We start from the raw sequence: 26,052 nt of genomic DNA, 5'->3' as shown, positions 1-26,052 counted from the left end.
ACGAGACAAAACATTGGAGTCCTGGCTTGGACTCATATTATGCAGGGCGATGGATATGTGGGTTAACCACGAATCCATCGCCCTTTTGTTATCCTTCTAAAATTGAAAAATAACCGAGAACTCTAATATTATGTCAACACTTGTCCAATCCATTTCCAAAATATTGAATAGAATGAGAGTGAGAAAATAATTATTATATTTGTGAGCGAAGAGCTGATTAACCTAAAAAGACTTTTTTATTTTTAGAAAGGAATGATTCGTATGTCTTGTGACTGTAATTGTAATCCTTGCTGCCCTTCTGAAGATAATGGTAATGGTGCAGGCGGTCAGGGATTTTGTACAGTTTGTGGACCTTTCCAACTCGGATCACAAGAGATGATGAGAGAAGTGTGGTCTACTAGCAATGGAGCTTTTGTTCCCGGTACTGTTATAATAAAACTGTTTCAAGATGGCTCCAGTAATAATGCGATTATACAGGGAACTGTACAGACGCCTGGTGGTCCAGTAACCTTTCCCGTTCCCCCGATTACACCAGGTAATTCATATGCCGAAACTTTTCCAGCGATAAACAGACTTACTATTTCAAAAGCACCAGGTTCTGGTCCAACTGTGTCAGGAGAGTTTTGCATATGTGTTGGTCAGCTAGGATAAAAACTTAGAGTTATTAATGAATTCCCAAAAAAATCGTTAAATGTTAAACCTAACAAAAACAAGGTAGTTTCTCTAATATATTGAGGGGTTACCTTGTTTATTTTTAATTTTTTGGCTCTGTTAAAGCTCATTGTTGTTTTTAGAAGCCCTGTTGATTGGAGTGGAAGGCACGAGACTCCTGCGGGAGTAGCTCACCAAGGGAGACCCCACAGACGCAGAGCGTCGAGGAGGCTCCCGGTAGCCCCGCGGAAAGCGAGTGCCTGCAACGGAAATCAACAGCCAAATTTAACAGAGCCAATTTTTTAACTATAGGGATGGACGTCTGCATTCAATGCCTCCCATCATTATAGCCAATCATCAACCAGGCAATTCCGTAAATACTGCAAAAAAATTAATACCCCTCAAGGAGATACATATGGTCAGGCTAAACGAAATTATGGTTATTCAATTTATAAATTGGGTATAGAATACCAAACCATTAAGGAGGTGGCCATCAATGGAAGTCGAGGTTTTATGTAACGTGGAAAACTGCAAATACTGGGAACAAGGCGATAAATGCGTAGCCGACTCAATTTATGTCATCGGCCAAAATGGCAGAGAGGCTGAAGATGTTGAGGAAACAGCTTGCAAAACGTTTGAGCACAGTGAACAGTAAAAAGGATAGGTGCCTGGCCGCTAGTACTTTAGGATGTTAACGTACTAGGGGGCAGGCACCTTTTTTATTGGAGACATCCAACAGTAAAAGGTATAATGAAGTGGAAGAAGATGACATTATAATAAGCTGTGAATGTTAAGGTGTAAACTGAAAACTAAAGCATACTAAAGAATAACCGGATAAAAAGTCAAATAAGAAAAGGGGATACGATGACAAATAAGAAAGAAACAGGGTGGAACTTTGATAATAGCTATGCCCGTTTGCCGAAATCATTCTTTTCCAGGATAAATCCCAATCCTGTAAGCTCACCGCAAATGGTGATACTCAATGGTTCACTGGCAGCATCATTGGGGTTGGATACGGAAGCGCTGCAAAGCGAGGATGGCTTAGCGGTACTTGCTGGCAACCAGGTTCCTGAAGGAGCTTCGCCTCTGGCGCAAGCTTACGCTGGGCACCAATTTGGGCATTTTAATATGTTAGGTGATGGCCGTGCAATGCTGATTGGCGAGCAAATCACTCCGAAGGGTGAGCGGGTTGATATTCAGCTTAAGGGTTCAGGCAGAACTCCCTACTCCCGCGGAGGCGATGGCCGCGCAGCACTCGGGCCAATGCTGCGGGAATACATTATTAGTGAAGCCATGCATGCGCTTGGCATTCCGACGACCCGCAGTCTGGCAGTGGTGACAACCGGCGAGTCAATCATTCGCGAAACCGATCTGCCTGGTGCTATTCTTACCCGAATAGCAGAAAGCCATCTGCGTGTTGGCACCTTTCAATATGTTGCAAATTGGAGGCCGGTTGAAGAACTCCGTGCACTGGCTGACTATACAATAAAGCGTCATTATCCAGAAATTGAGGGAGATGAGAACCGATACCTTTCCCTGCTCCAGGAAGTAATCAAGCGCCAGGCTGCGCTGATAACCCAATGGCAATTAGTTGGTTTCATACACGGAGTTATGAATACTGATAACATGGCTATTAGTGGAGAAACCATCGATTATGGACCATGCGCCTTTATGGATGCCTACGATCTGGCAACCGTATTCAGCTCAATTGATAGGGAAGGCCGTTATGCTTATGGAAACCAGCCCTATATTGGCGGATGGAATCTGGCGAGGTTTGCAGAAACTCTTTTGCCTCTCCTTCATGACGATCAGGATGAGGCTGTGAAAATAGCCCAGGATGCTATTTCCGATTTCAATAAGATTTATCAAAGTCATTGGCTTAATGGGATGAGAGCAAAGTTGGGGATCGTAAACGAAGAAAAAGAAGATGAAACACTAATTACAGACCTCCTCAAGATCATGCAGAAGGCTGGAGCGGATTATACCAACACCTTCCGAGCATTAACTTTGAATCACTTGGAGGAAGCGGGTCTAAATGGAGACCCTGAATTTATTCAGTGGCATGAGAAGTGGCAATCGAGACTAAGCAGGCAGGAATCGAAAGACACTGCAATGCAGTTAATGCGGAACAGCAATCCTGCTGTTATCCCCCGAAACCACAAGGTTGAAGAGGCATTGGAAGCTGCAGTAAATCAAGGAGACTTCAAGGTGATGAAAAAACTTCTTGATGTACTTTCAAGCCCTTATGCATATTCCCCTGAACAGGATGAATACTGCAAATTGCCCGAACCATCAGCACGTCCTTATCGAACCTTTTGCGGTACATGAATAATAGTACCTTCAATACAAACAACCAAGGGGTTTGTCCTCAGCGCTTTATGATTAAAGCAATGGGGGCAGACCTCTTTTGTATAAAGGACCACTCCTCCAGCTGGACTTTGAAAAACTACACGACTCATAACCGCACAAAGGAATGCAAATGCCTTTTCGAGAATCTCGCACCTTACACCCCAATCGAAAAACCTTATTTAAATCCAAGTTTTATTAACAACGTTTTTTTAGAAGAGCCTTTTTATAAAAAATGAATAGGAATATTGCAATAACTAAACGTTTAACATGTACAGATATTAGACAAGCCGCATTAAATATAGAAGAGCAACTATTGACTATAACTTATTAGAGGAGTGAAAAATATGTGCGAAACACCAGGAAATGGTTGTTGCTGCTGCCCAAGTGCAGTCATTCTTACTGAAAAACTTTGCGGTAATATTAGAGACCCCATTGATCAGGAAGTGTGGACAGCACCTGAGGTGAATGACTATTTTCAAGGGACCTTTGAGGTGTATAACGCTGGACCGGGAACAATCGATTTTTCAGTTAACGGTGATGTTACTACTGTTCCAGCAGGAAACAGTATAGCTGTATCTTTTAATAATCCAGAAGTCTTTATTGTGCAGACATTTGGACAGCAAGGAGCGGTAGAAGGAACTACCGGGAAATGGTGTATTACTTTATACAAAAGAGTTTTCGCTTAGATTAGGCAGGCACTTTTAAAAATGATTTCTGCTCACCCCGGGATTGCCAGGGGTTTTTTTTATAGAGAAATTCGTTTATCTAGAAGGATTTGGAAACTCATTGCGAGAAATACTCTAGGACTGATTCGAAAGGGAGGAATTTCCATGTTGAATAGGCTATGCGTACTAACCGTGAAAGTAAATAATTTGCAGACTGCTTTAAAGTTTTATACAGAAGTATTGGACTTCAAAGTGTCTAAATATTATGGGGAAAAAATTGTTAGTCTTGTACATAGTGAGGTACCAGTTGTTCTGGAAGAGATCGCTGAAGAAAAGCAGGGCTCCAATGTATTGCCTGGTATATTATCAAAGGATATTGAACGTGATTTTAGCAGAATGAAGGAAGCTGGTGTGAAGGTGCATTTTGATGAGCCTCAGCCTTGTCCTCCAGGGCGTTACTTTGTTATTGAAGATCCATCGGGAAATCAAATAGAGATTGTGGAATTCTTGAATATTTAGGAGTAATAAATATGAAAGAACTTAAAGAGCATCCGGTACAGCAGTATTATGAAATGTGAGGTTTGTCGTTAGAACCGAGCCCTCAGTTATTTGAACTGAGGGCTAAATTATTAAGGTATGTTTATAACCTGGCCGGAATAGATCAGGTTTGGATTCGTTATCAGTGGATTTACCCGCAAGATGCTATCAACTGTAATGCCGAACCATGTTGCAATAAGGAACAAAGAACTGCCTGGACGGACAATATATTGGGTTATCCCAGCAGGCCTTGGATCACATTGAAAGCCCAGGGAGATCCAAGTATCCATATCTACAATGCCGGTAACCTCAAGCTCTTTAATAGCTTGCTGCCAGCTGATTAGGGCTGCCTGAGTCTTTGGGCCATAAATGCCATCGATTGGCCCTGGATAAATATTAACCATTTGAAGCAGGAACTGAATTCTCCGTACATTTGATCCTGTGTCGCCCTGACGTAAAATCGTGCATTGCAGAGGGATTAAGATCACCTGTCCCGGGTAGATGGAGTTAGGATTTGTTATTTGTGGATTACGGTTCAGAATGGAATTGATGCTTAAACCAAGTCTCCGTGCAATGCTAAAAAGGGAATCACCAGGCTGTACTGTATAATTCATGAGGGAGACCTCCGAAATAAAAGTAGTTTAAGTCACTATATGCAAGGTTTTTTGGGCAGGTGAGGAAGAGGATGCGTTATTTCATTGCCTTTTTCAAAATTGCTTAGGAAATCAATCGATTGACGACAATAAGTTAAAGAGTTATTATTAATTCAGGAACATATGTTCTATTGTGTTTTTAAAAGACTATTATAATAAAGCTATTATTTGATTTACATTAACAGATCTAAAATATAAAAAAACTAGAGGTATTTATATGGATATACTGAGCTCGCAATATGTTAGAAGTGTTAGCCTTAAAAGAGATAATGTACCTTCTTTTAACCACTATCCCTTTAGTCTTCCTAGTTTAAAGACGCTGGACGAGCTGTCTTTTCATCCAAAGGTTACCTTTCTGATTGGTGAGAATGGGATGGGCAAGTCCACTTTACTAGAAGCGGTAGCGGTAGCTTTGGGATTTAATGCTGAAGGAGGCTCTTTCAATTTTAACTTCTCAACCTTTGATTCCCATTCAGAGCTTGGGAGTTACCTTAGAGTAATAAAGGGTTTTGATAAACCAAGGGATGGCTTTTTCCTGAGGGCAGAGAGTTTTTATAATGTTGCTTCCAATATTGAAGAAATGGATCGTGAAGGGGGCGGACCTCGGGTGATTGATTCTTTTGGAGGACGTTCGCTGCACGAGCAGTCACATGGTGAAGCATTCTTTTCTACGTTTCTTCATCGCTTTCGAGGCAATGGCATTTACATTCTGGATGAACCGGAGGCTGCTCTTTCTCCGTTAAGACAAATGTCTATGCTGACTAGAATCCATGATTTGGTTAATGAACACTCACAGTTTATCATTGCAACCCACTCGCCGATCATCATGTCGTATCCAAATGCCATAATTTATGAATTCAGCGATGAAGGCATTATAGAAAAAAAACTGGAAGACACAAATCATTACAGAATTATGAAGCAGTTTTTTGATGATAAGAAAAGAATGATTCATCATTTGTTAAATGAATAAAAAAATGGAGACTTCTAGTTGAGCCTCCATTTTAGCATTCCATATGTATATTTTATTCACTTTCATAATTGAACAGCCAGGTTACCCCAAACTTATCTGTTAATTGGCCATAACATTTGCTCCAGAACGTTTCCTGCAGCTCCATGCCTACAGTACCGCCTACTTTCAGTTTGCTAAAGTACTTTTTTAGATCATCCTGATCTTTAATCACAATAGCAAGGTTGATGTTGTTTCCAACCGTAAAAGGCATACCAGGGAATGTATCAGAAAACATCACGTTGCTTCCGCAAATGTTAAGGCGTGTATGCATAACCAAATTCTTAGCTTCCTCAGGCAATGGATATTCAGGGTTGGGAGGGGAGTCCCCAAAAGTCATAATCTCAGGCTTTTCTGTTTCGAAAACATCCGCGTAAAACTCGACAGCTTCCCGGGTATTCCCATTAAAATTAAGGTAGGCATTAACGGCCATTCTTTTCACTCCTTTTTATAAATCTAATTTCATTATAGACGAAAAATTCGAAATTAAATATAGTCCAAAAGGGTTCCTACACCTTTATTACTAAAATTTAAATCTCACGGAAAGCTTGATCTAAATCGTTAAATCCCCTTCGGTCGTCTTTTTGGGGCTCATCGGTTTCAAGCGTCCACTCATTCTTTACAGGGGCTAAGCCGCCATGATCATTCTTGCTATATGGGCTATGTATATGATAGGTTTTTCCTGCTTTTTTCACTGTGTATCCCATATAGTATTGGTTATCCTGGCCTTCTTCCTCAAAAATCCCAATGTCGTCAATCCCATATTTGGATATGTAGGATTGTAACGGTTCTTGTAATGCATTGATTATCTGTTCTCGTGGTAAAAAATCCATCGTTTATGCTCCTTCCGAATTAACCTATACTTAATATGGCTATTTAAGGAGCTATTAACACTTTCTTTCCTAATTAAAATTAAAATGCTACAAAAAAAGCAGGAACCATGTAATTGATTCCTGCTTTTTCCAATCGTTCTTAGAGAGTCTACCGTATGCTGGATGCCCCTAATAATGATTCTGGTGTCCTGCCTAGCACTAAAAGACAGATATTCGAATATCCGATATTTTTAAAGTCAGAAAAAAATTGTTTCAATACTTGTGAATTCAAATCATTTTTTAAATTTTGCAATTCTTTCTTGTATAATCGCAAAACAGACCCATATACAAAGTTTGGAGCATATTGGCCAGGGACCTCATCCATTATTAAACATCCCATGAAATGATATTTAAATTGGAGTGCACGTGTAAGATTAATCATATCCAATAATTTTTCAAAAAGGTCTGGGTAGTTTGTTTTTAATTTCTCAATATTTTTTTCTGCAGCCTTTAATTCATCGATACTTGATAAAGTGATCATAACATGTTCCTCCTTTTATTTGTCCCATGGTTTTTCGAGTGAAATATATGCAGCTAATTCTTTACTTTTTTGTCTTCTCAATTTGCGTATTTCAGCTCTTTCTTTAGCTGTTTTGTAGAGGAATTTTTCTTCTTCTGTCTCAGGAATTATACTTGGAACATCAACAGGTCGTTTGTTTTCGTCCAGAGCTACAAAGGTCAAAAATGCTGTAGCTGCCATTCGGCGCTCACCATTAATCATATCTTCAGCAATAACCTTGCAAAAGATTTCCATAGATGTTTTCCCTGTATAAGTTACGAACGATTCAACGCAAACTGAGTCAGTTTGGTGAATAGGGCATAAGAAGTCTATTGAATCAGTAGAGGCAGTTACGCACTCTTTAACCCTGGAATGTCTGCGGGCTGATAAAGTTGCGGCATCATCCAGCTTTTTCATTAATACCCCGCCAAACAATGTATTATAGTTATTTAAATCGCAAGATAATACTTGCGCTGTATTAATAATGCGGCTTTCTTTTGCTTTTTTTGCCTTCATTTTAACTGCTTCCTTTCATGGATCGGATTATAGAAAGTAAATACTATATCCACGTTTTTAAAAGGTTTTTCTTACATGACCCAAGTGTACGCCCAAAAGTTCTCTTAGTAAAATGGTTAATTTTTATCTTTAATATAGCCTTTGTCTATGTAAACGCTTATTCATATGCGTAGTCAGTATAGATAAAAAACGGCTCTTTAAAAGAACCGTTTGGGTTATGAATCAGTATTTTTTTACTTTATTTCGCTTTTTGAAAGCTGTTTGATAGTAAAATGCAGCCATTCTTTTGCAGCAAATGAGAGGTATTGATTTTTGCTCCAAATGATCGCCAGTTTCCAGCTGATTGATGGGTTTACTATTTTTATTGCCTTTATATTATTATTCAGATTCATACAAACGCTCTCAGGCAATAGGGAAACGCCCAATTTGCTTGCAACCATTTCTTCAATAAAGGGCCGCTGAGAACTTTCAGAAATAATATGCGGGCTAAAACCTGCACTGTTACATAAAGAAATAATTCGGTCATTCAGGACAAAATCCTTATTAAAAAGAATAAACGATTCTCCAGCCAATTCAGCCAGATTGACTTCTTCTCTTTTTGCCAAAGGATGAGCGGGGTGGAGGATCAATTTTAGGTCTTCTTCCATAAAAGCGAAATGTTCAAAGGCTTCATTCTTGGTAGGAAGAACAATCACACCTACATCAAGAAGATTGTTGCTTACCTCTTCTTCTATTTTCTTTGAACCGTCTTCGACTAATTGAAAAGTAATACCGGGATATTTATCGTGAAAACTCCCAACAATTTCGAGGAATTTATGAGCGTTAAATATTGGCGGTAAACCAATGCGAATATGTCCTTTTTTTAATCCTGTAAGGTTATCCAATTCTATTTCCAAGTTCTTGAAAGCTTTATCAATTAATTTCGCCTGTTCTAAAATAACTCTTCCTGCATCAGTTAAAATTAATTGCTTTCTGGACCTTTGAAAAAGAGAAACTCCAAGCTCAGTTTCAAGGTTTTTAATCATTTTACTAATGGTTGGCTGTGTAATAAATAACTGGTTTGCGGCCCGGGAAAAACTGTTGGACTCAGCAACTTCTATAAAGTATTGTAAATGTTTGATATCCATGTTATTCGTACACCTGCTTACAAAAATTTGTAGACAAAGAAAATGAAAGAATGCCATTTCTCTATGAACCCGAACATAGGATAGATGACTGAAATTTGTTAAGTATAGGAAAAGAACAGCTATTGCTCCCGGCTCTTTAATTTCCTGCGCAAACTTTCCAGCTGCATCATTAACTTTCCATATTCATCAACCTCAATTCTGCAGGTTTGAATGGTTTCGCTGACTTCGTGGATGATGTGCTGTTTCTGTTTATGTGCTTTTTCCTGCAGATAAATATTTACCTTTCTTTCATCGGATTTGGAGCGTTCTTTCTGGAGCCAGCCGTTAGATGCCATCCTTGCAATCATTGGCGTGAGGGTTCCGGTACCCAGATTTAGTCTTTCTCCAAGCTCCTTTGCGGTTATACCGTCCTTTTCCCAAAGTGCTAATAGGACCAGGTACTGGGGATATGTTAAGCCGAATGGCTGGAGAGCGCTTGTATACAATTTTGTAAATTCTCCAGCTGTTTCGTAAATAGTAAAGCAAAGCTGTTTTTCCAGTGTAAAAAAGTCTTCCACGTGATCACCTAAATTGTTATTAATAATATAGTGTTACAGTAATTTCTTCAAATCATCCTCGATTTTCCCAGGATCTGTTGTTGGGGCATAGCGTTCAACAATGTTTCCATTGCGGTCCACAAGAAATTTCGTGAAATTCCATTTTATGTTCTTTGATAAAAGTCCTTTTTTCTGCTCTTTTAGATAAACAAACAGAGGATCGGCATTATCTCCATTTACATCGATTTTTGCGAAAATCGGAAAGGAGACTCCATAGTTAACTTGGCAGAATTCAGTGGTTTCTTCAATATTTTCAAATTCCTGGTTATTGAACTGATCGCAAGGAAAGCCAAGGATCTCCAAGCCATTGTCCTTGTAATTTTCAAAAAGCTCCTGCAGCCCCTTGAATTGAGGAGTCAATCCGCATTTGCTTGCAGTATTAACGATAATTAGCGGCTGCCCCTCGTAATCTTTTAAAGATTTAATCTCTCCGTTTGGCCTTTTCACCTGAAAATCATAAACAGTTGTCATGAGAATTCCTCCTGAATATTAAAATTTTAAATCGTGTACGATTTAACCTTAGGCGATTTAAAATGCACATGCAACAAATAAGCTTTTTTCTGAAACTAATGGTTATGTGGTCTGTATAGAAGAAGTGTCTATATGGCTAAAAGACAGATTAATTTCTCTATAATACAGATAAAGTGTCTTATACTGTAGATAAATTTCTTTATAGCAAAAGTGCAATAGAGAAGCTGCTGGAAAGGGCTGAACAGTTCTTGTATCCAGGGAAATGAAAAAATCCCGGAGAGTGCAGTTCAAATCGAGAGATTCATCCTGGTCTGGTCAGGATCCTGAATGAAATGGATTTGAAATAACTTCCCCAAGAGCAGGTTCAAAAACATGGATTTTGACATTTATAAAAGGAACCGCTTACAAATTAGCGTTGTCGCTTCACTAATATTACTATAGAATCATAGGTAGATACATAATGAGGTGACACAGTTGAATTATAAAAGAATAAAACCGCGTAAAATATATGAAGAAGTGGCTGAGGCCATTATGGATATGATTAAATCCGGTGAGCTGAAGCCGGGGGACAAGCTTGATTCCGTGCAGCAGCTTGCGGAAAATTTCCAGGTTGGCCGCTCAGCGGTGCGGGAGGCGTTGAGTGCCCTGCGGGCTATGGGGCTGGTGGAAATGCATCAGGGAGAAGGGACTTATGTCCGCGAATTTAATTCCAATATGCTCAAGCTGCCTGTGCAAATAGCTGTTTTAATGAAAAAGGATGATGTAAAAAATCTTCTGGAGGTCCGCCGGATTTTGGAGGTCGGGGCCGTTGAAGCTGCAGCATTAAGGTGGACTGAAGAGCAGCTTTATGAAATTAAAGAGGCGCTGGAACAAATGAAAAATGCCAATGATGAAGAATTAGGGGAAGAAGCAGATTTCCGTTTCCATATGGCCATTGCCAAAGCATCACAAAACGATTTGCTGATCAGCCTTATGAATAATGTATCGGAAATGATGGTTACAACGATGCGGGAAACACGAAGGCTATGGCTTTATTCCAAAAAATCCACCTTGGGACGTTTAACACATGAGCACTCAAGCATCTACGAGGCAATCGAACAAAGGGACGGAGCTGCAGCCCAAAAGTTATTGCTCGAGCATCTTCAAAGTGTCGAAGAAGTTTTAATGAAATATTTTCAGGAAATAGAAGTTTGAAATAAAGCCCAATCGGAGCCAACGATTGGGCTTTATTTTTAAATTTTTAAAAAATAGTATTGTTATATGAAAGCGTTTTATTTATACTGTTTATTATACTAAAGTCATCAGATGACCTGTTAATGTGATTACTTCAAAGGGAGAAGAAATTTTTCATCATGAAAGGGGAAGAGGTATTTGAGTATTGGTACATTGGCTTTAATCGCAACATTGCCCATTGTTTCAGTCTTTCTATTTTTAGTTATTTTAAGATGGCCGGCTAAGAGGGCTATGCCAGTATCGTTGGCTTTAACGATTATTATGGCCATGTTCATTTGGGAAGTTCCAGGAAATCAGGTTGCTGCAGCCGGGGTAAAAGGGGTTGTGACAGCGCTGGAAGTGGGCGTTATCGTATTTGGTGCAATTCTTCTTTTAAACACCTTAAAAGAAAGCGGTGCCATTTTTACAATCCGTAAAGGGTTTATGAGCATTTCGCCGGACCGCCGTGTTCAGACCATAATTGTCTGCTGGCTGTTTGGATCCTTCCTTGAAGGAGCAGCAGGCTGGGGGGCACCTGCTACAATTGTTGGACCTCTTTTGGTCGCTATTGGTTTTCCTGCGATGGGAGCCGTTATGGTTGCGCTTATCCTGCAATCAACGCCAGTTTCATACGGTGCTGTGGGTACGCCGATTCTAATAGGTGTTAATTCCGGATTAAAGGATTCACCATTAGTTCAAAGCTATATTGCTGAACAAGGTACGACGTTTGATGCTTACATAAATGGAATTGGCGGACAAGTTGCTCTTATTCATGGAGTTATAGGCATATTTATTCCTCTATTTATGGTGACAATGCTGACTTACTTCTTCGGAAGAAATAAATCGATTGCAGAAGGATTGGCAATTTGGAAGTTTGCTATTTTTGCAGGATTGGCATTTACAGTTCCGTATGCTTTAGTAGCAAATCTCCTTGGACCGGAGTTTCCATCCCTTATTGGCGGTTTAATAGGCTTAGCCATTGTCGTGCCTGCTGCTAAAAAAGGACTGTTTATCCCAGAAAAAGCATGGGATTTTGAAGAAAAAAGCAATTGGGATCCGTCATGGACTGGTTCCCTACAGGTAGACGAATCGGAAAAACCAAAGAAGCAAGTATCGTTCATGGCTGCGTGGCTGCCATACCTATTAGTAGCTGTTTTATTAGTCCTAACACGATTGAAATATTTACCGTTCTCGGCATGGCTTCAAGCCTTGGTCATCAGGTTTGAAAGTTTATTTGGAACAGCGATTACAGTCGAATCGAAACCATTGAATCTTCCAGGTTTCATATTTATTGTTGTTTCACTGCTATCAATCTTTATATTTAAGATGAATATGAAAGAGTATGGACGTGCAGTAAAGGACTCTTTTAAAACGATTGTTAGTGCAATGGCTGCTCTGATTTTCGCAGTTCCAATGGTGCAGGTGTTTATAAACTCTGGTATCAATGCTGCTGATTATACAAGCATGCCTCTTGCGCTGGCAGAGGGAATATCAAATATATTTGGAAGCTATTGGCCGCTTGCGGCACCAACAATTGGTGCAATCGGGGCGTTCGCAGCAGGAAGCAATACAGTTAGTAACATGATGTTCTCTTTATTCCAATTTGGTGTAGCAGATAATATCCTTGCAGCGCCAGCAACTATTGTTGCTTTGCAGGCTGTCGGCGGTGCAGCCGGAAATATGATTTGTGTGCATAATGTTGTCGCAGCTTCTTCTTCTGCCGGATTAATAGGCAAGGAAGGGAATCTGATAAGAAAAACGCTGATTCCAATGACCTTCTATGTTATTTTTGCAGGCGGAATTGGCTATGTGGCCATTAACGGAATTGGCTTGAATATTGGAACCATCATACTTGCTGTTGTGGCTGGTTTCATTGTAACCCTTATTGCCAAAGGACAGAAGCAAAATAGAATGGAAGTCAAGCAGTTAAGGAAAACAGCGTAATGAAATTTGGCAAGCTCCCATTGAGGGAGCTTGTTCTATTTCGATAAAGTCATCAGATGACCTGTTGACTAGGCCGAAGTAAAGGCTTACACTGTAAATAGTGAGTTAAATGAATGGAAAAGCTTGAATTTACCTGAAGAAAGAAAAGGTGAGACCTATGAAAGTATCATTATTTGTAACCTGTTTAATAGATATTTTTCAGACAGATGTTGGAATGGATACAGTGGAATTGCTGGAAAGACTGGGCTGTGAAGTCGATTTTCCGGAGAAACAGACTTGCTGCGGACAGCCGGCTTATAACAGCGGCTATGTTGATAAAGCTAAAGAATCGATGAAGCATATGATTAATGTTTTCGAACATTCCGAGTATGTTGTAACCCCTTCAGGATCTTGCGGAACGATGTTTAGAGAGTATCCGCACGTTTTTAAAGGAGATCCCGTGTGGGAACCGCGTGCCCGGAAATTAGCGGATAAAACGTATGAACTGACACAATTTATTGTAGATGTTTTAGGAGTAGAGGATGTAGGAGCAAAGCTCAATAGAAAAGCAACTTATCATACATCATGCCATATGACGAGATTATTGGGCGTAAAGGAAGCGCCAATGAAACTATTAAACAATGTGGAAGGCCTGGAAATGAAACCGCTCCCACATAATTATAATTGCTGTGGTTTTGGCGGAACTTTCTCAGTGAAAATGTCTGAAATCTCAGAGCAAATGGTAGATGAAAAGGTTCAGAGTGTTGAAGATTCCGGTGCAGAAATTTTAGTCGGAGCCGATTGCGGCTGCTTAATGAATATCGGTGGACGCATTGATCGAAAAGGGAAACCGATTAAGGTAATGCATATAGCCTCTGTACTAAACAGCAGGTAGAGAAGGGGGAAGCGTAAATGGCTATGAAAATAGGGGATAAACCCTTTAAAGAACGTATATCGGATGGAATAGGCAATTCGTTCATGCGCGGAGCTGTTTCCTCTGCTCAGGGGCGTTTACGCAGCGGACGGCTGAATGCTGCAGAAGAGTTGGGCAATTGGGAAGAATGGCGCAAGCTTGGCGAAGAAATCCGGGCACATACAATTGAAAATCTTGATTATTATCTGGAGCTTCTAAGCGAGAATGTTACAAAACGCGGCGGGCATGTTTTTTTCGCTGAGACTGCAGAAGAAGCAAATGAGTATATCACAAATGTGGTTAAAAAGAAAAACGGCAAAAAAGTGGTAAAATCCAAGTCCATGGTCACAGAAGAAATTAATATGAATGATGCGCTTGAAAAAGCAGGCTGCGAAGTGATCGAAAGCGATCTTGGAGAATGGATTCTGCAAGTGGATGATCATGATCCTCCATCCCATATTGTTGCACCGGCCCTTCATAAAAACAAAGAGCAGATCCGCGATGTTTTTAGGGATAAATTAGGCTATGGCAAAACAGAAAAACCCGAAGAGCTTGCTTTATTTGCGAGGGAAAAGCTGCGTGAAGAGTTTTTGCAGGCGGATATCGGAGTTACAGGATGTAACTTCGCCATCGCTGAGTCAGGTACGGTTTCCCTTGTGACAAATGAAGGAAATGCAAGGATGGTTACGACTATTCCAAAAACGCAGATCACCGTTATGGGCATGGAACGGATTGTTCCGACATGGGAAGAGATGGAGGTTCTTGTTAGCCTGCTGACCCGAGCGGCAGTTGGACAGAAACTGACAAGCTACATCACAGCCTTAACAGGACCAAAGCAAGAAGGAGAAGTGGATGGACCGGAGGAATTCCATCTAGTTATTGTAGATAACGGACGGTCTAAAATTCTGGGAACTGCATTCCAGTCTATCCTGCACTGCATCCGTTGTGCAGCCTGCATTAATGTGTGCCCGGTATATCGCCATGTAGGCGGCCATTCATACGGATCAATTTATCCAGGACCAGTGGGAGCAGTATTGACTCCGCTATTGGGAGGATATGACGAATATAAAGAACTGCCATATGCCTCTACTTTATGTGCAGCCTGTACGGAAGCCTGCCCGGTGAAAATCCCACTGCACGAGCATTTGCTTCGCCACCGTCAGGAGATTGTTGAGAAAGAGGGAAAAGCTCCTGTGTTTGAAAACTTATCGATGCTGGCTTTCAGCATGGGAACGGCTTCCCCTTCCATGTATAATATCGGTTCAAAGCTTGCTCCGAAAGCACTGGGAGCGTTTGCCAAAGATGATAAGATTTCTGATGGGCCAGGTCCGTTGAAAAACTGGACGGAGATCCGCGAGTTCCCGGCACCTAAGAAAGACCGATTTAGAGATTTATATAAAAAGAGAAAGAAAGAGAGGGGAGAATGATGGCAGCTGGACAAGTTTTTAACCGAAATTCTTTCCTGGATAACCTTGCGAAAAATTTGGGGAGGGAGCGGCGCCATCAGGTCGAGAAGCCTGCATGGAATCATAATCCCCAATGGGAAGTCCTAAAAGGAGCATCCCAGGATGAGCTTGTAGAGGTACTGAAAAAACAATGCTTGCTTATCCATACAGATGTGCATGAAACGGTCTCTTCAGAGCTTTCTTCACTAATCACTCACTTGATTAAGGAGTATGGCGGAAAATCTGTAGTTACTTGGGATGATCCTCGTTTCGAAGAATTTGGATTATCCGGCCTTTCGAAAGATTTATATGATGAAGATATTGCTGTACGGGTATGGGATCGAGAGGGCGGCGAAGAGAATCTTTCCTTCTCGGCGACTGCTGACATCGGGATTACCTTCAGTGATGCCACACTGGCCGAGTCAGGGACCGTCGTTTTATTCAGTGATAAAGGAAAAGGCCGTGCGGTTAGCCTTCTGCCTGTCATCTATTTAGCAATCATTCCTAAAAGCACGATCGTTCCCAGAATGACCCAGGTTGCAAAAGAAATCCATAATAAAGTGGAAAACGGGGAACTAGTTCCATCTTGTGTGAATTTCATATCAGGTCCAAGCAACAGTGCCGATATTGAAATGAATTTAATTGTTGGAGTACACGGACCAGTAAGGGCTACTTATATAATTGTAGATGATAAATAAAATGGCTTTGGCTGATTCGCAGATGGCGGCGGATCAGTCTTTTTTATTGCAAGTCCGTCTGCTAGATTTTCAGTTACTCTTCATATATCCTTAACAAAAGAAAATAAAAGAAGAGGGATTTGTTTTGAAGAAGATTTACAGTGATATTATACAGTTTCGGGGTACCCACTTTGATTTTGGGTATATGCAAGGAGAGAAATTAAGGGACTCACTTTCTGTAAAAAACCGCGAGGATCAATGGAAGGTGAGAAAGCCGCGATTCTCCATTAATGAAGGTGAAGCGAGAAATGCAATTACCAGGTTTGCGCCTGGCATTTGGGATGAGCTGCTTGGATTGCAGGAAGCACTTGGATGGCCCATAGAAAGAGTACTAAAAGAGTTTGGAGGCTATCGATTGGATTATGTCCGTTCAGGCTGTTCAATTATAACTGGTGAAGACTACCTGATCCGAAATTATGATTATCATCCAAAAACATATGAGGGGCGTTATACCTTTTATCAGCCAACAGATCGGGGCTATGCGATCATAGGACCCAGCCAGCGGGTGACGGGCCGGATGGATGGCATGAATGAAAAAGGGCTCGTGATTGGCTATAACTTTATGAACCGGAAAAATCCGGGGGATGGCTTTATATGCTGTATGATTGGCAGGCTTATACTGGAGTCATGTGCCAATGTCAGTGAAGCGGTCGATATGCTAAAGGAAATTCCCCATCGCCACTCTTTTACTTATGTGGTATACGATCGAAGCGGTGAGACTTATGCAGTGGAAGCCTCCCCTCGGGGAGTGGAAATCCGCCAGACAACTGCCTGCACGAACCATTTTGAAATGATGAAGCATGAGAACCGGAACCATCTGGTGGATAGCATGCGCAGGCTGGATGTAATGAAAAACCGGCAGGAGCAGCCATTAAGTGCCCATGAGGCTTTCCGTCTTTTAAATGATACGGACAAAGGCGTTTTTTCCGATCTATATGGCAGCTGGGCGGGAACGATCCATACATCTGCTTACTTGCCTAAAGAGATGAAGGCCTGGTTTTCGTTAGGGGGAGACCGGGAACCGATTGTATTTGATTTTTCCAAGTGGCTTAGCGGGCAGGATGTCGAGTTCGATCGGATAAATGGAGAAGTTAATACGGACATTCCTTTTTTGCATATGGATGAGCATGCGAATTGGTTTCGGAAATGAAAAAGCGGAGAGGCTGAGCTCTCCGTTTTTCTATAATTCGTTCCAAATCTAACCTTTTTATTCTATTTGGAAGGGCTTCTCTCATGAAATTTATAGGGTGTTTCGGATATATCGGTCACTTTCCCAAGGTTATCGGCCAGATTTTAATGATATCGGTCAATTTTTCGATATCAGATTTTGATTTTTCGGTCAATTTTCCAATATATCCGTCACTTCCCGTCCTATCAGCATTCTTTAATACAATCAGTTCAGCTTACCTAGATTGCCTATATAAAATAAAGAGCAATACAAGCATGATGACATCCAGCCTGGCGTCGAAGGCAAAAGGCATAAAACCTGAATTAAGAGCTGGTATTTTTGTCAGGATAATGGCCGCAATCATAATGCTGATCAGTGGAATGACTGCGTTTTTAGTACTTTTATTAAAAAGAATTAATACACCGCATACGATTTCAAGAAAAGCGACTACATGCATGAGAAGTTCGGGATAGGGAAGCCCCAGATTTACAAAAGAATTGCCTATTTCCGCGCTGATCAGCTTCATAAAACCGGATACTATAAAAACGTATGATACTGAATATCGAAGCAGGTTAATCGTAAGAACTGAATGCTTCATGTTCACTGCCCCCTTTATTAATATATATTCATCATTTGGACAAACCATCACATTCTTTGATCCAGATATTATGTGGTACACTTTATATATGAATTGGACGTAAATAGAGGTGTGTACAGGTGAAAACAGTGTTGGTCATTGGCGGCGGGGTTACAGGGCTGTCCGCTATGTATGAATTAAATAAATGGAAAAAAGAAAATCATTACGATATAAGGCTTGTGCTGGCAGAATCATCAGCACAGCTGGGCGGCAAAATTCGCACTGTCCGGGAAGGCGGCTTTGTGATGGAAGCGGGCGCAGATTCGATTGTTGCCCGTAAAGCCAATGAGATGAATTTTATCCAGGAGCTTGGCCTGGAAGAAGAACTCGTTTATAACGCGTCGGGGCGGTCGTTTATATACAGCGATGGGAAGCTAAAACTGATTCCTGCAGATTCTGTATTCGGGATTCCAGCCAGCGTTGAATCTCTGGCAAAAACGACCCTTGTGTCTGCAGAAGGTAAAGTTGCAGCGCTAAAGGATCTTTATACGAAAAATGAAGGTTTTACGAAGAATGATTCCATCGGCGAATTTTTGGAGCACTTTTTCGGTAAAGAATTGGTCGAAAAACAAATTGGGCCTGTGCTTTCCGGTGTTTATTCAGGTGATCTAAACGACTTGACGATTGCTTCAACTCTTCCGCAAGTGTTCGATTATAAAGAAAAGTACGGGAGTATCATTAAAGGCTTTGAAGAAAACCGAAATGTGTTCCAGAGCGGCGGCGGAAAAAAGTTTCTATCATTTAAAGGCGGCCTTGAGGCACTGATACATGCTTATGAAGAAAAATTGAATGGTGAAGAAATTTTGAAAAATACCCAGGCAGCCAAAATTGAAAAAGCAGATGGCAGATACAGGGTGACTTTTACCAATGGGGAAAGTCTGGAAGCAGATCATATCGTGCTCAGCATCCCGCATAATGCGGCAGAAAAGCTGTTCGATGACCAAGGGATTGAAAAGGGGTTTAGCGGTCTTAAAAATAGTTCGCTTATTTCCATATATGTTGCTTTTAATATACCGGACAGCGAGCTTCCTGCAGACGGTACAGGTTTTATCGCTGCAAATACCAATGAATTAACATGCAATGCCTGCACCTGGACAAGCCGCAAATGGAAGCATACTTCAGAAAGCGGCAATTTGCTTTTAAGATTATTTTATAAAAGCAGCCATCCGGCATATGCATCTCTAAAGGAAATGAATAAAGAGGAGCTTCTGCAGGTGGCTTTAGCCGATATAGAAAAAAGCCTAGGCATTACGGCTGAACCTGCAGCAAGCGAGGTGACCAATTGGACTGAAAAAATGCCCAATTACCTAATCACCCATCCAAAGACAGTGGCAGCACTTGAATACATGCTGACTGAGGATTACCCGGGAGTATGGCTTGCCGGCTGCTCCTATTACGGGGTCGGCATACCGGATTGCATTGAAAATGGGGCAAGCACTGCCAGGAAAATTATCGAGAAAATATAATAATAAAGTCCCCTCATGAAAAGAAGGGGATTTTATTATGCGCCTTTGTTTTTAAGCAAACTCACACTCAATTTTTATTTTATTATCCACCGCTTTATCAAAATATGTGTTTTATTAAGGATTGGAAGGAAGATACTTTGATAGATTCAGCAGGATATTATATTTACTGTTCCTTTGGAGGCAGAAAAAGAGGGCCCGAAGAGAAAGCCCTAAAAAAGTTATATAATATTCGTTTTATCATGGGTGTTTTCAATCTTAATATGCTCAAGTTCAAGTTTCATTTTTTCCGTTTCAAGCAGAAAGTTTTCCTGTTTAAGTTTCTCCAGGGTGATTTCATCTTTAATCATGTTATGTTTAATTTTTGCCAGTCTTTGTGTATGAAAAGTCAGGATGCCGATAATGGGAATTGAGAAAATCATAATGACTGCAATTGTACCTGTCAAATTCCTTACACCTCACGTTTCATGTAATTAGAAAAATTTGTATAATGTGTTTATAGTAAAATAATAGCAAATCACAATAGATATTGAAACGAAAAAATACTAAAAAGGAACCTTTCTTGAAGGGGTGCTTGCAGATGGCAGCAATTTTTATAAAGAGAATTTACGATCCACTTGATGAAGATGATGGCTACCGTGTATTAGTCGACCGCCTTTGGCCGCGGGGAATAAAGAAAGAGGCTGTACGCCTATCAGCTTGGGAAAAGGATATTGCACCAAGCAGCGAGCTAAGAAAAGCGTTTAATCACAAACCTGAACTTTTTAATGAATTTCGTGAAAAGTATCTTATTGAGCTGCGTACGCATGAAGATAAGATCCGCAAGATCGAAGAGTTGGCCAGTATGTCTAAAGTGAATAAGGTCACCTTACTATATGCCGCGAAAGACCAGATCCATAATCATGCCCGTGTTTTATGTGAGGAACTGATTCGAAAAATAAAGTGAAATCCCCTTACTATGCAATGGTAGAAGGGGATTTCTTTCTATCTATAAAGGTTGTTTCCAATACATATTGATTTCTCCCTGCACCGACTCCGGCCAATGTGAAAACAACTGTAACAATCACTAGCAGGATTAACGGAAGTGTCCAAGCATGAAAAAAGTCGTAAATAAAACCGATCAAAAACGGGCCAAGGGCAGCAAGCAAATAACCTACCGATTGAGCCATGCCTGATAATTCAGCAGCCTGTTTCGCATTGGCCGCACGCAAACCGATCAATGTTAATGAATGGCTGATGGCCGCACCCAAAGCAATGCCGATTAGTATAATGCTCACTATGATTATATAAGAATTTATATTAAGAAGAAGCCCTGTTATACCAGCAGTGCAAAAGACGCCAATTCCAACAGCTATTGCTTTTTGGTTTGGAAGCCGGTCTGCGAGAACAGGGATAATAAAATTAGCGGGCAGTCCGGAAAATTGCATCAGTGTGACCAGCCAGCCTGCTGTTTCGATATTAAATCCCCGATCATTAAGAATCTCAGGCAGCCAGGTGATAAAGGAGAAATAAACGAGTGATTGCAAGCCCATAAAAAGGGTCACCTGCCAGGCAACACCGGACTGCCAGAGAGAAGAGCTGGAGGAGACAATCCTTTTTATGTCGGTGTTCTCCTTTCTTGCTTTAAGCTGTGGCAGCCAGATCAGAATTGCGATTACCACTAAAATAATCCAAACACCGAGTGACCACGACCAGCCGATCTCCCATGTTTCTGCCAGAGGCACACTTAGTCCAGGGGCCAGGCCTGCCCAAAGTCCCATAGAAAATGTGTAAACACCTGTCAGCAAACCCACTTTACCGAAGCGTTCCTTTACTATTCCAGGGAGAAGGACATTACATACCGCGATTCCCATGCCCACTAAAGCCGTACCCAAAAATAAAGAGATGGTAGAGCGGATGATTATTCCCGCCCCCAGTACAGCGAGTCCGCCCAAAATACTTTTTTCATTGCCAAATCTTCGGGCGATTCTTGGTGCAAAAGGAGAAAGAAAGGCAAAAGCCAGCAAAGGAAGGGTAGTGAGCAGGCCAGCCAGCCCATTTGAGATTCCAATATCATATCTGATTGAACTAATCAGCGGTCCTACTGCAGTTATGCCAGGTCTAAGATTGAAAGCAACAAAGATGATGCCCAGTATTAAAACTGTATTTTTATTTATTTTTACAGGAAACACTTTTTCACCCCGCTATGTCCTATTAGTGCCCTAAAGGGAAATGAAATTATTACGCTATTCGAACTATTATAATGAATATTCTGATAAAAGTATAGAGGAAAAGAAAATTTGAGTGATCGTGTTTAAGGGCGTCAGAAAGGAGGGAAATTTAGAGTATTAAAGTGCGGGTAAGATAATTTTTCCAATTAGTATGTTAACATACAAGCATAAGGACATATTAGAATTAGCAATGAGTTTTGGAAACCCATAGGGAGGGAATTAAATGAGTGCAGAAATTCAAAAAGAAGAGAACCGTTTTTTTGTAAATGATGAGGAAGGAAATATGGCCGCTGAAATTACCTTTGTACCAAGCGGTGAATCTCAGGTAACGATTGACCATACGTATGTGAGTGATTCGCTCCGTGGTCAGGGAATTGCAGGAAAGCTAGTAGATAGTGTCGTACAGGAGGCGCGTGGGAAGGGATTGAAAATTGTACCTCTATGCTCATATGCTAAAGCTGTCTTTGATCGAAAAAGTGAATACCAGGATGTACTAGCAAAATAAGGCGGGTGTTTAGAATGGATGCTAAACGAGCAGAAGTTAATGGTGCAGCAATATCTTACTATGATGCAGGCCAGGGAGAACCAGTTGTACTGATTCACGGATTCTGCGGCAGTAAGGACTATTGGCAGAATGTGATACCAGCTTTAGCTGAGAGTTACCGAGTAATTGCGGTTGACCTCCCCGGACACGGAGGCTCTGATCTGCCTGCAGGAGAAATATCAGTTGAAGCAATGGCAGAAATGATTAAAGGTGCTGTTGAGGAACTGGGATTGGAGAAAGTGTCTCTCATTGGCCACTCGCTTGGCGGCTATGTAACACTTGCTTTTGCTGAAGCTTATGAGAATAGGCTGAAACAGTTCTCACTTGTCCATTCCACAGCCAATCCGGATTCCGAAGAAGGGAAGAAGGGCAGGGAAGTGGCTGCCGCGAAAATCGATGCAGAAGGAATTAAATCCTTTGTTGATGGACTCGTTCCCAATCTTTTTGCACCAGGAGAAAAGCACCCTAAAGAACAACAACAGGCAAAAGAGATTGGTTATGGCACTAATCCGGAAGGTGCAAAAGCGTCTTTGAAAGCGATGAAACAGAGGCCGGACCGTAATCATGTACTAAAAAATTCGAAACTGCCGGTATTAATGATCGCTGGTGAAAAAGATCAGGTTGTTCCGCCTGAAAAGTCTTTTACCGTCACGGGACTGAATATCCAACAGGTGACCATTAAAGGTGCAGGGCATATGAGCATGTATGAAGCCCCTGCGGAGCTTATTGAAGTGATTCGCGGATTTTTGGAGGCTTAAAGCAGAACCATAAGATAAAAACTTTAAACGTGAAGAGTCATCAGATTTTTATGCGCACATAAATCTGATCTATTCGCACATAAAATTTTTTATCTGCATAAATCGGGGCTATGTTCACATAAATTCTTTTTAACCGCGGAATTAAAGTTTATAATGCCCGAATAAATAGCTCTCGTTCAATTTTCAGGATGATTCAACCAAAGAAAAAAGCTCCTTTTTATTGCCTAAAAGGAGCTTTTCCTATTAAAACTACTTAAAAATAACCGAAATGATTTCATCTGTTGTCATTCCGCTTTCCACTTCGAATGTTCCAGGTCGCAGTTCGTTCGCCAAGCCGCGTTTTTCAACATCTTTGTAAAACTGGATTCCGCTATCGATTATATTCGCTCGCTCAAGTGCATTGCCAACATCGATGCTTGTCATGCCCATCGAGACTGTCAGGATGGTACGATAGACAACCTTTTCGCCGGTTTCCTTATTTGATTTCTCTTCCGTTTTTTCTTCCGGTTTTTTATTGACTTTTGCAGCGGCAGCCAGCTGATCGCTCCACTCATCTTCTGTATTTATTACATAGCCTTTAGAGGATAGCAGACCGATCATTTCTTTGTCAGTCAGCTTTTCCTGTTTAACTGCTTTTTCGGTTTTATCTGCCGGTTTCTCAGTGCTCTTTGCTTCAGAAGGTCCAAAAAAGTAGGCGCTGCCAGTCAAAACCGCAGCCACTAAAAGTCCGGCTGCAAAACTGCGCAAGGAATTAGCTGTCATTGTGCAACCATGCTCCTTTCAGCCCTTTTTGATAAATAAGGTAAGAGCATCCGCTCTACCTCATTAGGTGAAAGCTGTTTTTTCAAGGCAATGCTCTCAAAGGAATACCCGCGCTTATGAAGATCAAGAATCTCACGCAGCAATAAGCGTTCTTCCGATGTTCCTCCCATGGAGCCTGACTGGTGTGCAGTAATCTCTGCATCTAATTCAATATTTCTGATCTGCTGCTGCAGCTCGTGGATTTCATTTTTTAATGAAAAAGTTACCTGATCAATTTGTTGCTCAAGATTTGATTTTGATTTCGTCGTTTTAAAAAACGATAAAATGAGCAGCACAACTGCTGAACCAAACAAAATGGCTATTACCCATCCCATCATATAAATCCTCCCCTATATAAAGCGTTTACTATGTATCTATTTTTTCCAATCTAAATTATACCTTGATTGTAGAGGGAATTCGATTTAAAACGACAAAATCCCACAATAGTCCTGTTTATATGTAAGAAAAAGGTGTAGATGGTAAACTTATTCCTTATTAAAAAGTACCTTAGTACATTAACAAAGCCTCTGGGGCATTTTGCTTGCTAATTGGTTTTAGAAGTCTCCTTCATGAGTTTATCAGCATATAATTCTGTCTTTTTAATGTTAACACCTACAAATGATTCAAGTATGGCTTGCCCGCCGGCTATAGCAAGAATGAAAATTAGATACCATCCAAATGACGGGAGAAGGATGTATAACGATCCGAGCAGGATAGCTGACCACATACCCGTGCACCAATAGCATGTCAGCAAATATCCGAACATCGACTTTGGTACTTTCTTAAATTGGTGGGAGGGTGTCTCTCTTTTCACTAAAAAATGGTTCCTAATGGGCTCAGTTATTTTATCGAAAACAATTAAATGAGTTAAGCGGTAGCTTGCTAATATAATCATAATAAAAGTGATCCAGGATATTTCCACAGCATGATCCTCCTTTTTGTAAGCTTAGTCTTACCGCAAAAAAGGAAAGTAAAGGTACAATCGGGAAGCGTTCACAAATTGTTCACAATAGGAATTAAAATGAAATTCATATACATACAAAAAAACAGATCAACTTTTTAGCTGATCTGTTTTTTGCTTTATTCCATATTCTCCAGCATGGTTTCAATGATCGATGAGGAATTTGTTACTGCAAGCTGTTTAAAATCCTCCCACTTCATAACCGCTTCTTCACCGGCATCGTCTGATGCTGAGCGGATGACGACATATGGGATTTCATTTAAGTGGGCAACCTGTCCAACTGCTCCACCTTCCATTTCTACAACGTAAGCCTCAAATGTGTTAAGAATCCATTCGCTTTTTTCTTTGCTGGCAATAAATTGGTCACCTGTTGCGATGCGGCCTGTAAAAACATTAATCTCTTTAGGCAGGTTTTTAGCTGCCTTTTCTGCAAGGCGAACAAGTTCTTTATCTGCTTCAAAATAACCGATGTCCATCCTTGGGATAATCCCAGGTTCATAGCCCTTTGCCGTTTCATCCATGTCATGCTGTACGGTGTCTGTCGAAATAACGATATCACCCATATTGACATCCGGGTGGATAGCACCTGCTATTCCTGAATTGATAAGCTTTTCTACTTTAAACTCATTGATTAAAAGCTGAGCTGCCATTGTAGCGTTTACTTTGCCGATTCCTGATTGAACAAGTACGATATTTTGCCCTTTGAGGGTCCCTTGGTAAAAGGTCATTCCTGCAAGTTCAGTGGTTTCTTTTACTTCCATGTGGCTGTGCAGTATTTCAATTTCTTCGGCCATTGGGCCAATAATGCCAACAGCTGGCTTTTCATTTTTAGCCGCCTGGGCTGTCCCATCTGATGTCATAACTTCCTGGCTGGCGCATCCCAATAACGATAGGGATAAAAGGGAGATAAGTGCGATAAAAAAGGTTGCTTTTGTAAAAAACTTCATCATGTCACTCCTTGGATAATTTAATAGACTTTCCTTGATCTAAATACGAACTATAACAAAATAAATTACATAATCGTTCGTCTTTTATTATACAGAGTTCACCTTTAAATACAAGGGAATCTATAGACTTATTCACATATGGAAATACTTACCTATAAAGATCAATAAAGAGAGTTTATTTGGAAGTGAAAAGGTAATTTTTAAAAAAGGCTGTTTTCGCAAACTTTGTTGCTTTTAAACAAGTAATGAGGAGTGGTTGATTTCCGCTCCAGGATGCTCGCTTTCCGCGGGGCGGGCGGTGAGCCTCCTCGGCGCGCAGCGCCTGTGGGGTCTCACCTGTCCACTCCTCCCGCAGGAGTCTCGCACCTTGCGCTCCAATCAACCAAACTTA

At 40.9% G+C, this 26,052-nt stretch carries 31 protein-coding genes; 16 read left to right on the top strand and 15 right to left on the bottom strand.

Features of this window, described 5'->3' with window-relative positions; all coding sequences use genetic code 11:
- The first annotated feature begins 252 nt into the window (after nucleotides 1-252).
- The 5 genes from AC3ZVC_RS00445 (at nucleotide 253) to AC3ZVC_RS00425 (ending at nucleotide 4,184) form a co-directional block, all read left to right on the top strand.
- Nucleotides 253-651: an S-Ena type endospore appendage gene (locus tag AC3ZVC_RS00445; RefSeq protein ID WP_490065777.1), complete on the top strand. Its 399-nt coding sequence runs from the start codon at nucleotides 253-255 to the stop codon at nucleotides 649-651.
- Between the two features lie 496 nt (nucleotides 652-1,147).
- Nucleotides 1,148-1,306 carry a DUF1540 domain-containing protein gene (locus tag AC3ZVC_RS00440; RefSeq protein WP_490065776.1) on the top strand — a complete coding sequence of 53 codons (159 nt, stop codon included), beginning with the start codon at nucleotides 1,148-1,150 and terminating at the stop codon, nucleotides 1,304-1,306.
- Between the two features lie 209 nt (nucleotides 1,307-1,515).
- Complete coding sequence (locus AC3ZVC_RS00435; RefSeq protein ID WP_490065775.1) at nucleotides 1,516-2,979, top strand: protein adenylyltransferase SelO; 1,464 nt, start codon at nucleotides 1,516-1,518, stop codon at nucleotides 2,977-2,979.
- A gap of 365 nt (nucleotides 2,980-3,344) precedes the next feature.
- A complete protein-coding gene (locus tag AC3ZVC_RS00430) occupies nucleotides 3,345-3,686 on the top strand; it encodes an S-Ena type endospore appendage (RefSeq protein WP_490065774.1) in 342 nt (113 codons plus the stop codon).
- Nucleotides 3,687-3,830: 144 nt separating this feature from the next.
- Nucleotides 3,831-4,184, top strand: coding sequence for a VOC family protein (locus AC3ZVC_RS00425; RefSeq protein ID WP_490065773.1), 354 nt, complete (start codon nucleotides 3,831-3,833; stop codon nucleotides 4,182-4,184).
- 110 nt (nucleotides 4,185-4,294) lie between these two features.
- Here AC3ZVC_RS00425 and AC3ZVC_RS00420 read toward each other — a convergent pair whose 3' ends face one another.
- Nucleotides 4,295-4,816 carry a LysM peptidoglycan-binding domain-containing protein gene (locus AC3ZVC_RS00420; RefSeq protein ID WP_490065772.1) on the bottom strand — a complete coding sequence of 174 codons (522 nt, stop codon included), beginning with the start codon at nucleotides 4,814-4,816 and terminating at the stop codon, nucleotides 4,295-4,297.
- A gap of 256 nt (nucleotides 4,817-5,072) precedes the next feature.
- On the opposite strand from AC3ZVC_RS00420, the gene AC3ZVC_RS00415 reads away from it, so the two are divergent.
- Entirely contained in the window at nucleotides 5,073-5,825 is a 753-nt protein-coding gene (locus AC3ZVC_RS00415) for an AAA family ATPase (RefSeq protein ID WP_490065771.1), read from the top strand.
- A gap of 52 nt (nucleotides 5,826-5,877) precedes the next feature.
- On the opposite strand, the gene AC3ZVC_RS00410 is transcribed toward AC3ZVC_RS00415, so the two are convergent.
- The 7 genes from AC3ZVC_RS00410 to AC3ZVC_RS00380 form a co-directional block, all read right to left on the bottom strand.
- Nucleotides 5,878-6,294 carry a VOC family protein gene (locus AC3ZVC_RS00410; protein WP_490065770.1) on the bottom strand — a complete coding sequence of 139 codons (417 nt, stop codon included), beginning with the start codon at nucleotides 6,292-6,294 and terminating at the stop codon, nucleotides 5,878-5,880.
- Between the two features lie 97 nt (nucleotides 6,295-6,391).
- Nucleotides 6,392-6,694 carry a DUF5634 family protein gene (locus tag AC3ZVC_RS00405; RefSeq protein ID WP_490065769.1) on the bottom strand — a complete coding sequence of 101 codons (303 nt, stop codon included), beginning with the start codon at nucleotides 6,692-6,694 and terminating at the stop codon, nucleotides 6,392-6,394.
- 148 nt (nucleotides 6,695-6,842) lie between these two features.
- Entirely contained in the window at nucleotides 6,843-7,214 is a 372-nt protein-coding gene (locus AC3ZVC_RS00400; protein WP_490065768.1) for a hypothetical protein, read from the bottom strand.
- A gap of 15 nt (nucleotides 7,215-7,229) precedes the next feature.
- The gene (locus AC3ZVC_RS00395; protein ID WP_490065767.1) at nucleotides 7,230-7,748 is read right to left on the bottom strand and encodes an acyl-CoA thioesterase; all 519 of its coding nucleotides are present in this window, start codon (nucleotides 7,746-7,748) and stop codon (nucleotides 7,230-7,232) included.
- Nucleotides 7,749-7,981: 233 nt separating this feature from the next.
- Nucleotides 7,982-8,875 (bottom strand): cidABC operon transcriptional activator CidR, encoded by an 894-nt coding sequence (gene cidR, locus AC3ZVC_RS00390; RefSeq protein WP_490065766.1) that lies wholly within the window; start codon nucleotides 8,873-8,875, stop codon nucleotides 7,982-7,984.
- 119 nt (nucleotides 8,876-8,994) lie between these two features.
- On the bottom strand, nucleotides 8,995-9,432 hold the full coding sequence (locus AC3ZVC_RS00385; protein WP_490065765.1) for a MarR family winged helix-turn-helix transcriptional regulator: 438 nt from the start codon (nucleotides 9,430-9,432) through the stop codon (nucleotides 8,995-8,997).
- Nucleotides 9,433-9,465: 33 nt separating this feature from the next.
- Entirely contained in the window at nucleotides 9,466-9,942 is a 477-nt protein-coding gene (locus tag AC3ZVC_RS00380) for a glutathione peroxidase (RefSeq protein WP_490065764.1), read from the bottom strand.
- Between the two features lie 474 nt (nucleotides 9,943-10,416).
- Between AC3ZVC_RS00380 and AC3ZVC_RS00375 the strand changes: the two genes are divergently transcribed.
- The 6 genes from AC3ZVC_RS00375 to AC3ZVC_RS00350 all read left to right on the top strand — a co-directional run bounded on the left by AC3ZVC_RS00375 (nucleotide 10,417) and on the right by AC3ZVC_RS00350 (nucleotide 17,322).
- Nucleotides 10,417-11,136 carry a FadR/GntR family transcriptional regulator gene (locus AC3ZVC_RS00375; protein ID WP_490065763.1) on the top strand — a complete coding sequence of 240 codons (720 nt, stop codon included), beginning with the start codon at nucleotides 10,417-10,419 and terminating at the stop codon, nucleotides 11,134-11,136.
- Nucleotides 11,137-11,313: 177 nt separating this feature from the next.
- On the top strand, nucleotides 11,314-13,098 hold the full coding sequence (locus AC3ZVC_RS00370; RefSeq protein ID WP_490065762.1) for an L-lactate permease: 1,785 nt from the start codon (nucleotides 11,314-11,316) through the stop codon (nucleotides 13,096-13,098).
- A 157-nt stretch (nucleotides 13,099-13,255) separates the two neighbouring features.
- Nucleotides 13,256-13,972 (top strand): (Fe-S)-binding protein, encoded by a 717-nt coding sequence (locus AC3ZVC_RS00365; protein WP_490065761.1) that lies wholly within the window; start codon nucleotides 13,256-13,258, stop codon nucleotides 13,970-13,972.
- Between the two features lie 17 nt (nucleotides 13,973-13,989).
- Nucleotides 13,990-15,417 carry a LutB/LldF family L-lactate oxidation iron-sulfur protein gene (locus tag AC3ZVC_RS00360; protein ID WP_490065760.1) on the top strand — a complete coding sequence of 476 codons (1,428 nt, stop codon included), beginning with the start codon at nucleotides 13,990-13,992 and terminating at the stop codon, nucleotides 15,415-15,417.
- Nucleotides 15,417-16,133, top strand: a complete 717-nt coding sequence (locus tag AC3ZVC_RS00355; RefSeq protein WP_490068768.1) for a LutC/YkgG family protein — start codon at nucleotides 15,417-15,419, stop codon at nucleotides 16,131-16,133. Before AC3ZVC_RS00360 ends, AC3ZVC_RS00355 begins: the two co-directional genes overlap by 1 nt.
- Before the next feature lie 124 nt (nucleotides 16,134-16,257).
- Nucleotides 16,258-17,322: a C45 family autoproteolytic acyltransferase/hydrolase gene (locus AC3ZVC_RS00350; RefSeq protein WP_490065759.1), complete on the top strand. Its 1,065-nt coding sequence runs from the start codon at nucleotides 16,258-16,260 to the stop codon at nucleotides 17,320-17,322.
- A 253-nt stretch (nucleotides 17,323-17,575) separates the two neighbouring features.
- On the opposite strand, the gene AC3ZVC_RS00345 is transcribed toward AC3ZVC_RS00350, so the two are convergent.
- Nucleotides 17,576-17,938 (bottom strand): DoxX family protein, encoded by a 363-nt coding sequence (locus tag AC3ZVC_RS00345; RefSeq protein WP_490065758.1) that lies wholly within the window; start codon nucleotides 17,936-17,938, stop codon nucleotides 17,576-17,578.
- A 119-nt stretch (nucleotides 17,939-18,057) separates the two neighbouring features.
- On the opposite strand from AC3ZVC_RS00345, the gene hemG reads away from it, so the two are divergent.
- Complete coding sequence (gene hemG / locus AC3ZVC_RS00340) at nucleotides 18,058-19,443, top strand: protoporphyrinogen oxidase (RefSeq protein WP_490065757.1); 1,386 nt, start codon at nucleotides 18,058-18,060, stop codon at nucleotides 19,441-19,443.
- A gap of 218 nt (nucleotides 19,444-19,661) precedes the next feature.
- Here the strand turns inward: hemG and AC3ZVC_RS00335 are convergent, their stop codons facing one another.
- Nucleotides 19,662-19,886, bottom strand: a complete 225-nt coding sequence (locus AC3ZVC_RS00335; RefSeq protein ID WP_214725722.1) for a hypothetical protein — start codon at nucleotides 19,884-19,886, stop codon at nucleotides 19,662-19,664.
- A 134-nt stretch (nucleotides 19,887-20,020) separates the two neighbouring features.
- Between AC3ZVC_RS00335 and AC3ZVC_RS00330 the strand changes: the two genes are divergently transcribed.
- Nucleotides 20,021-20,386, top strand: a complete 366-nt coding sequence (locus tag AC3ZVC_RS00330; protein ID WP_490065756.1) for a DUF488 domain-containing protein — start codon at nucleotides 20,021-20,023, stop codon at nucleotides 20,384-20,386.
- Nucleotides 20,387-20,396: 10 nt separating this feature from the next.
- Here AC3ZVC_RS00330 and AC3ZVC_RS00325 read toward each other — a convergent pair whose 3' ends face one another.
- Nucleotides 20,397-21,611 carry a CynX/NimT family MFS transporter gene (locus tag AC3ZVC_RS00325; RefSeq protein WP_490065755.1) on the bottom strand — a complete coding sequence of 405 codons (1,215 nt, stop codon included), beginning with the start codon at nucleotides 21,609-21,611 and terminating at the stop codon, nucleotides 20,397-20,399.
- A gap of 262 nt (nucleotides 21,612-21,873) precedes the next feature.
- On the opposite strand from AC3ZVC_RS00325, the gene AC3ZVC_RS00320 reads away from it, so the two are divergent.
- The gene (locus AC3ZVC_RS00320) at nucleotides 21,874-22,155 is read left to right on the top strand and encodes a GNAT family N-acetyltransferase (RefSeq protein WP_490065754.1); all 282 of its coding nucleotides are present in this window, start codon (nucleotides 21,874-21,876) and stop codon (nucleotides 22,153-22,155) included.
- 14 nt (nucleotides 22,156-22,169) lie between these two features.
- Entirely contained in the window at nucleotides 22,170-22,952 is a 783-nt protein-coding gene (locus AC3ZVC_RS00315; protein ID WP_490065753.1) for an alpha/beta fold hydrolase, read from the top strand.
- 249 nt (nucleotides 22,953-23,201) lie between these two features.
- Here AC3ZVC_RS00315 and AC3ZVC_RS00310 read toward each other — a convergent pair whose 3' ends face one another.
- The 4 genes from AC3ZVC_RS00310 to AC3ZVC_RS00295 all read right to left on the bottom strand — a co-directional run bounded on the left by AC3ZVC_RS00310 (nucleotide 23,202) and on the right by AC3ZVC_RS00295 (nucleotide 25,664).
- Entirely contained in the window at nucleotides 23,202-23,714 is a 513-nt protein-coding gene (locus AC3ZVC_RS00310; RefSeq protein ID WP_490065752.1) for a hypothetical protein, read from the bottom strand.
- Nucleotides 23,711-24,091, bottom strand: a complete 381-nt coding sequence (locus AC3ZVC_RS00305) for a hypothetical protein (RefSeq protein ID WP_490065751.1) — start codon at nucleotides 24,089-24,091, stop codon at nucleotides 23,711-23,713. Before AC3ZVC_RS00305 ends, AC3ZVC_RS00310 begins: the two co-directional genes overlap by 4 nt.
- A 206-nt stretch (nucleotides 24,092-24,297) precedes the next feature.
- A complete protein-coding gene (locus AC3ZVC_RS00300) occupies nucleotides 24,298-24,648 on the bottom strand; it encodes a DUF1360 domain-containing protein (RefSeq protein ID WP_490068767.1) in 351 nt (116 codons plus the stop codon).
- A gap of 185 nt (nucleotides 24,649-24,833) precedes the next feature.
- Nucleotides 24,834-25,664: a 5'-methylthioadenosine/adenosylhomocysteine nucleosidase gene (locus tag AC3ZVC_RS00295; protein WP_490065750.1), complete on the bottom strand. Its 831-nt coding sequence runs from the start codon at nucleotides 25,662-25,664 to the stop codon at nucleotides 24,834-24,836.
- Nucleotides 25,665-26,052 lie beyond the last annotated feature (388 nt).

The organism is Cytobacillus sp. C11.1, from assembly GCF_058145115.1.
Note: the sequence above shows the minus strand (reverse complement) of the source record. Positions and strands in the feature narration are given on the sequence as shown.

Excerpts from the sequence above, each read along its gene's own strand:
- AC3ZVC_RS00315 (WP_490065753.1), top strand. The coding sequence starts at position 22,170 with ATGGATGCTAAACGAGCAGAAGTTAATGGTGCAGCAATATCTTACTAT.
- AC3ZVC_RS00445 (WP_490065777.1), top strand. The coding sequence starts at position 253 with ATGATTCGTATGTCTTGTGACTGTAATTGTAATCCTTGCTGCCCTTCT.
- AC3ZVC_RS00435 (WP_490065775.1), top strand. The coding sequence starts at position 1,516 with ATGACAAATAAGAAAGAAACAGGGTGGAACTTTGATAATAGCTATGCC.
- AC3ZVC_RS00365 (WP_490065761.1), top strand. The coding sequence starts at position 13,256 with ATGAAAGTATCATTATTTGTAACCTGTTTAATAGATATTTTTCAGACA.
- AC3ZVC_RS00405 (WP_490065769.1), bottom strand. The coding sequence starts at position 6,694 with ATGGATTTTTTACCACGAGAACAGATAATCAATGCATTACAAGAACCG.
- AC3ZVC_RS00430 (WP_490065774.1), top strand. The coding sequence starts at position 3,345 with ATGTGCGAAACACCAGGAAATGGTTGTTGCTGCTGCCCAAGTGCAGTC.
- AC3ZVC_RS00345 (WP_490065758.1), bottom strand. The coding sequence starts at position 17,938 with ATGAAGCATTCAGTTCTTACGATTAACCTGCTTCGATATTCAGTATCA.
- AC3ZVC_RS00360 (WP_490065760.1), top strand. The coding sequence starts at position 13,990 with ATGGCTATGAAAATAGGGGATAAACCCTTTAAAGAACGTATATCGGAT.
- AC3ZVC_RS00355 (WP_490068768.1), top strand. The coding sequence starts at position 15,417 with ATGGCAGCTGGACAAGTTTTTAACCGAAATTCTTTCCTGGATAACCTT.
- AC3ZVC_RS00415 (WP_490065771.1), top strand. The coding sequence starts at position 5,073 with ATGGATATACTGAGCTCGCAATATGTTAGAAGTGTTAGCCTTAAAAGA.
- AC3ZVC_RS00305 (WP_490065751.1), bottom strand. The coding sequence starts at position 24,091 with ATGATGGGATGGGTAATAGCCATTTTGTTTGGTTCAGCAGTTGTGCTG.
- AC3ZVC_RS00400 (WP_490065768.1), bottom strand. The coding sequence starts at position 7,214 with ATGATCACTTTATCAAGTATCGATGAATTAAAGGCTGCAGAAAAAAAT.
- AC3ZVC_RS00395 (WP_490065767.1), bottom strand. The coding sequence starts at position 7,748 with ATGAAGGCAAAAAAAGCAAAAGAAAGCCGCATTATTAATACAGCGCAA.
- AC3ZVC_RS00330 (WP_490065756.1), top strand. The coding sequence starts at position 20,021 with ATGGCAGCAATTTTTATAAAGAGAATTTACGATCCACTTGATGAAGAT.
- AC3ZVC_RS00310 (WP_490065752.1), bottom strand. The coding sequence starts at position 23,714 with ATGACAGCTAATTCCTTGCGCAGTTTTGCAGCCGGACTTTTAGTGGCT.
- AC3ZVC_RS00320 (WP_490065754.1), top strand. The coding sequence starts at position 21,874 with ATGAGTGCAGAAATTCAAAAAGAAGAGAACCGTTTTTTTGTAAATGAT.
- AC3ZVC_RS00295 (WP_490065750.1), bottom strand. The coding sequence starts at position 25,664 with ATGATGAAGTTTTTTACAAAAGCAACCTTTTTTATCGCACTTATCTCC.
- AC3ZVC_RS00440 (WP_490065776.1), top strand. The coding sequence starts at position 1,148 with ATGGAAGTCGAGGTTTTATGTAACGTGGAAAACTGCAAATACTGGGAA.
- AC3ZVC_RS00420 (WP_490065772.1), bottom strand. The coding sequence starts at position 4,816 with ATGAATTATACAGTACAGCCTGGTGATTCCCTTTTTAGCATTGCACGG.
- AC3ZVC_RS00300 (WP_490068767.1), bottom strand. The coding sequence starts at position 24,648 with ATGATTATATTAGCAAGCTACCGCTTAACTCATTTAATTGTTTTCGAT.
- AC3ZVC_RS00425 (WP_490065773.1), top strand. The coding sequence starts at position 3,831 with ATGTTGAATAGGCTATGCGTACTAACCGTGAAAGTAAATAATTTGCAG.
- cidR (WP_490065766.1), bottom strand. The coding sequence starts at position 8,875 with ATGGATATCAAACATTTACAATACTTTATAGAAGTTGCTGAGTCCAAC.
- AC3ZVC_RS00380 (WP_490065764.1), bottom strand. The coding sequence starts at position 9,942 with ATGACAACTGTTTATGATTTTCAGGTGAAAAGGCCAAACGGAGAGATT.
- AC3ZVC_RS00410 (WP_490065770.1), bottom strand. The coding sequence starts at position 6,294 with ATGGCCGTTAATGCCTACCTTAATTTTAATGGGAATACCCGGGAAGCT.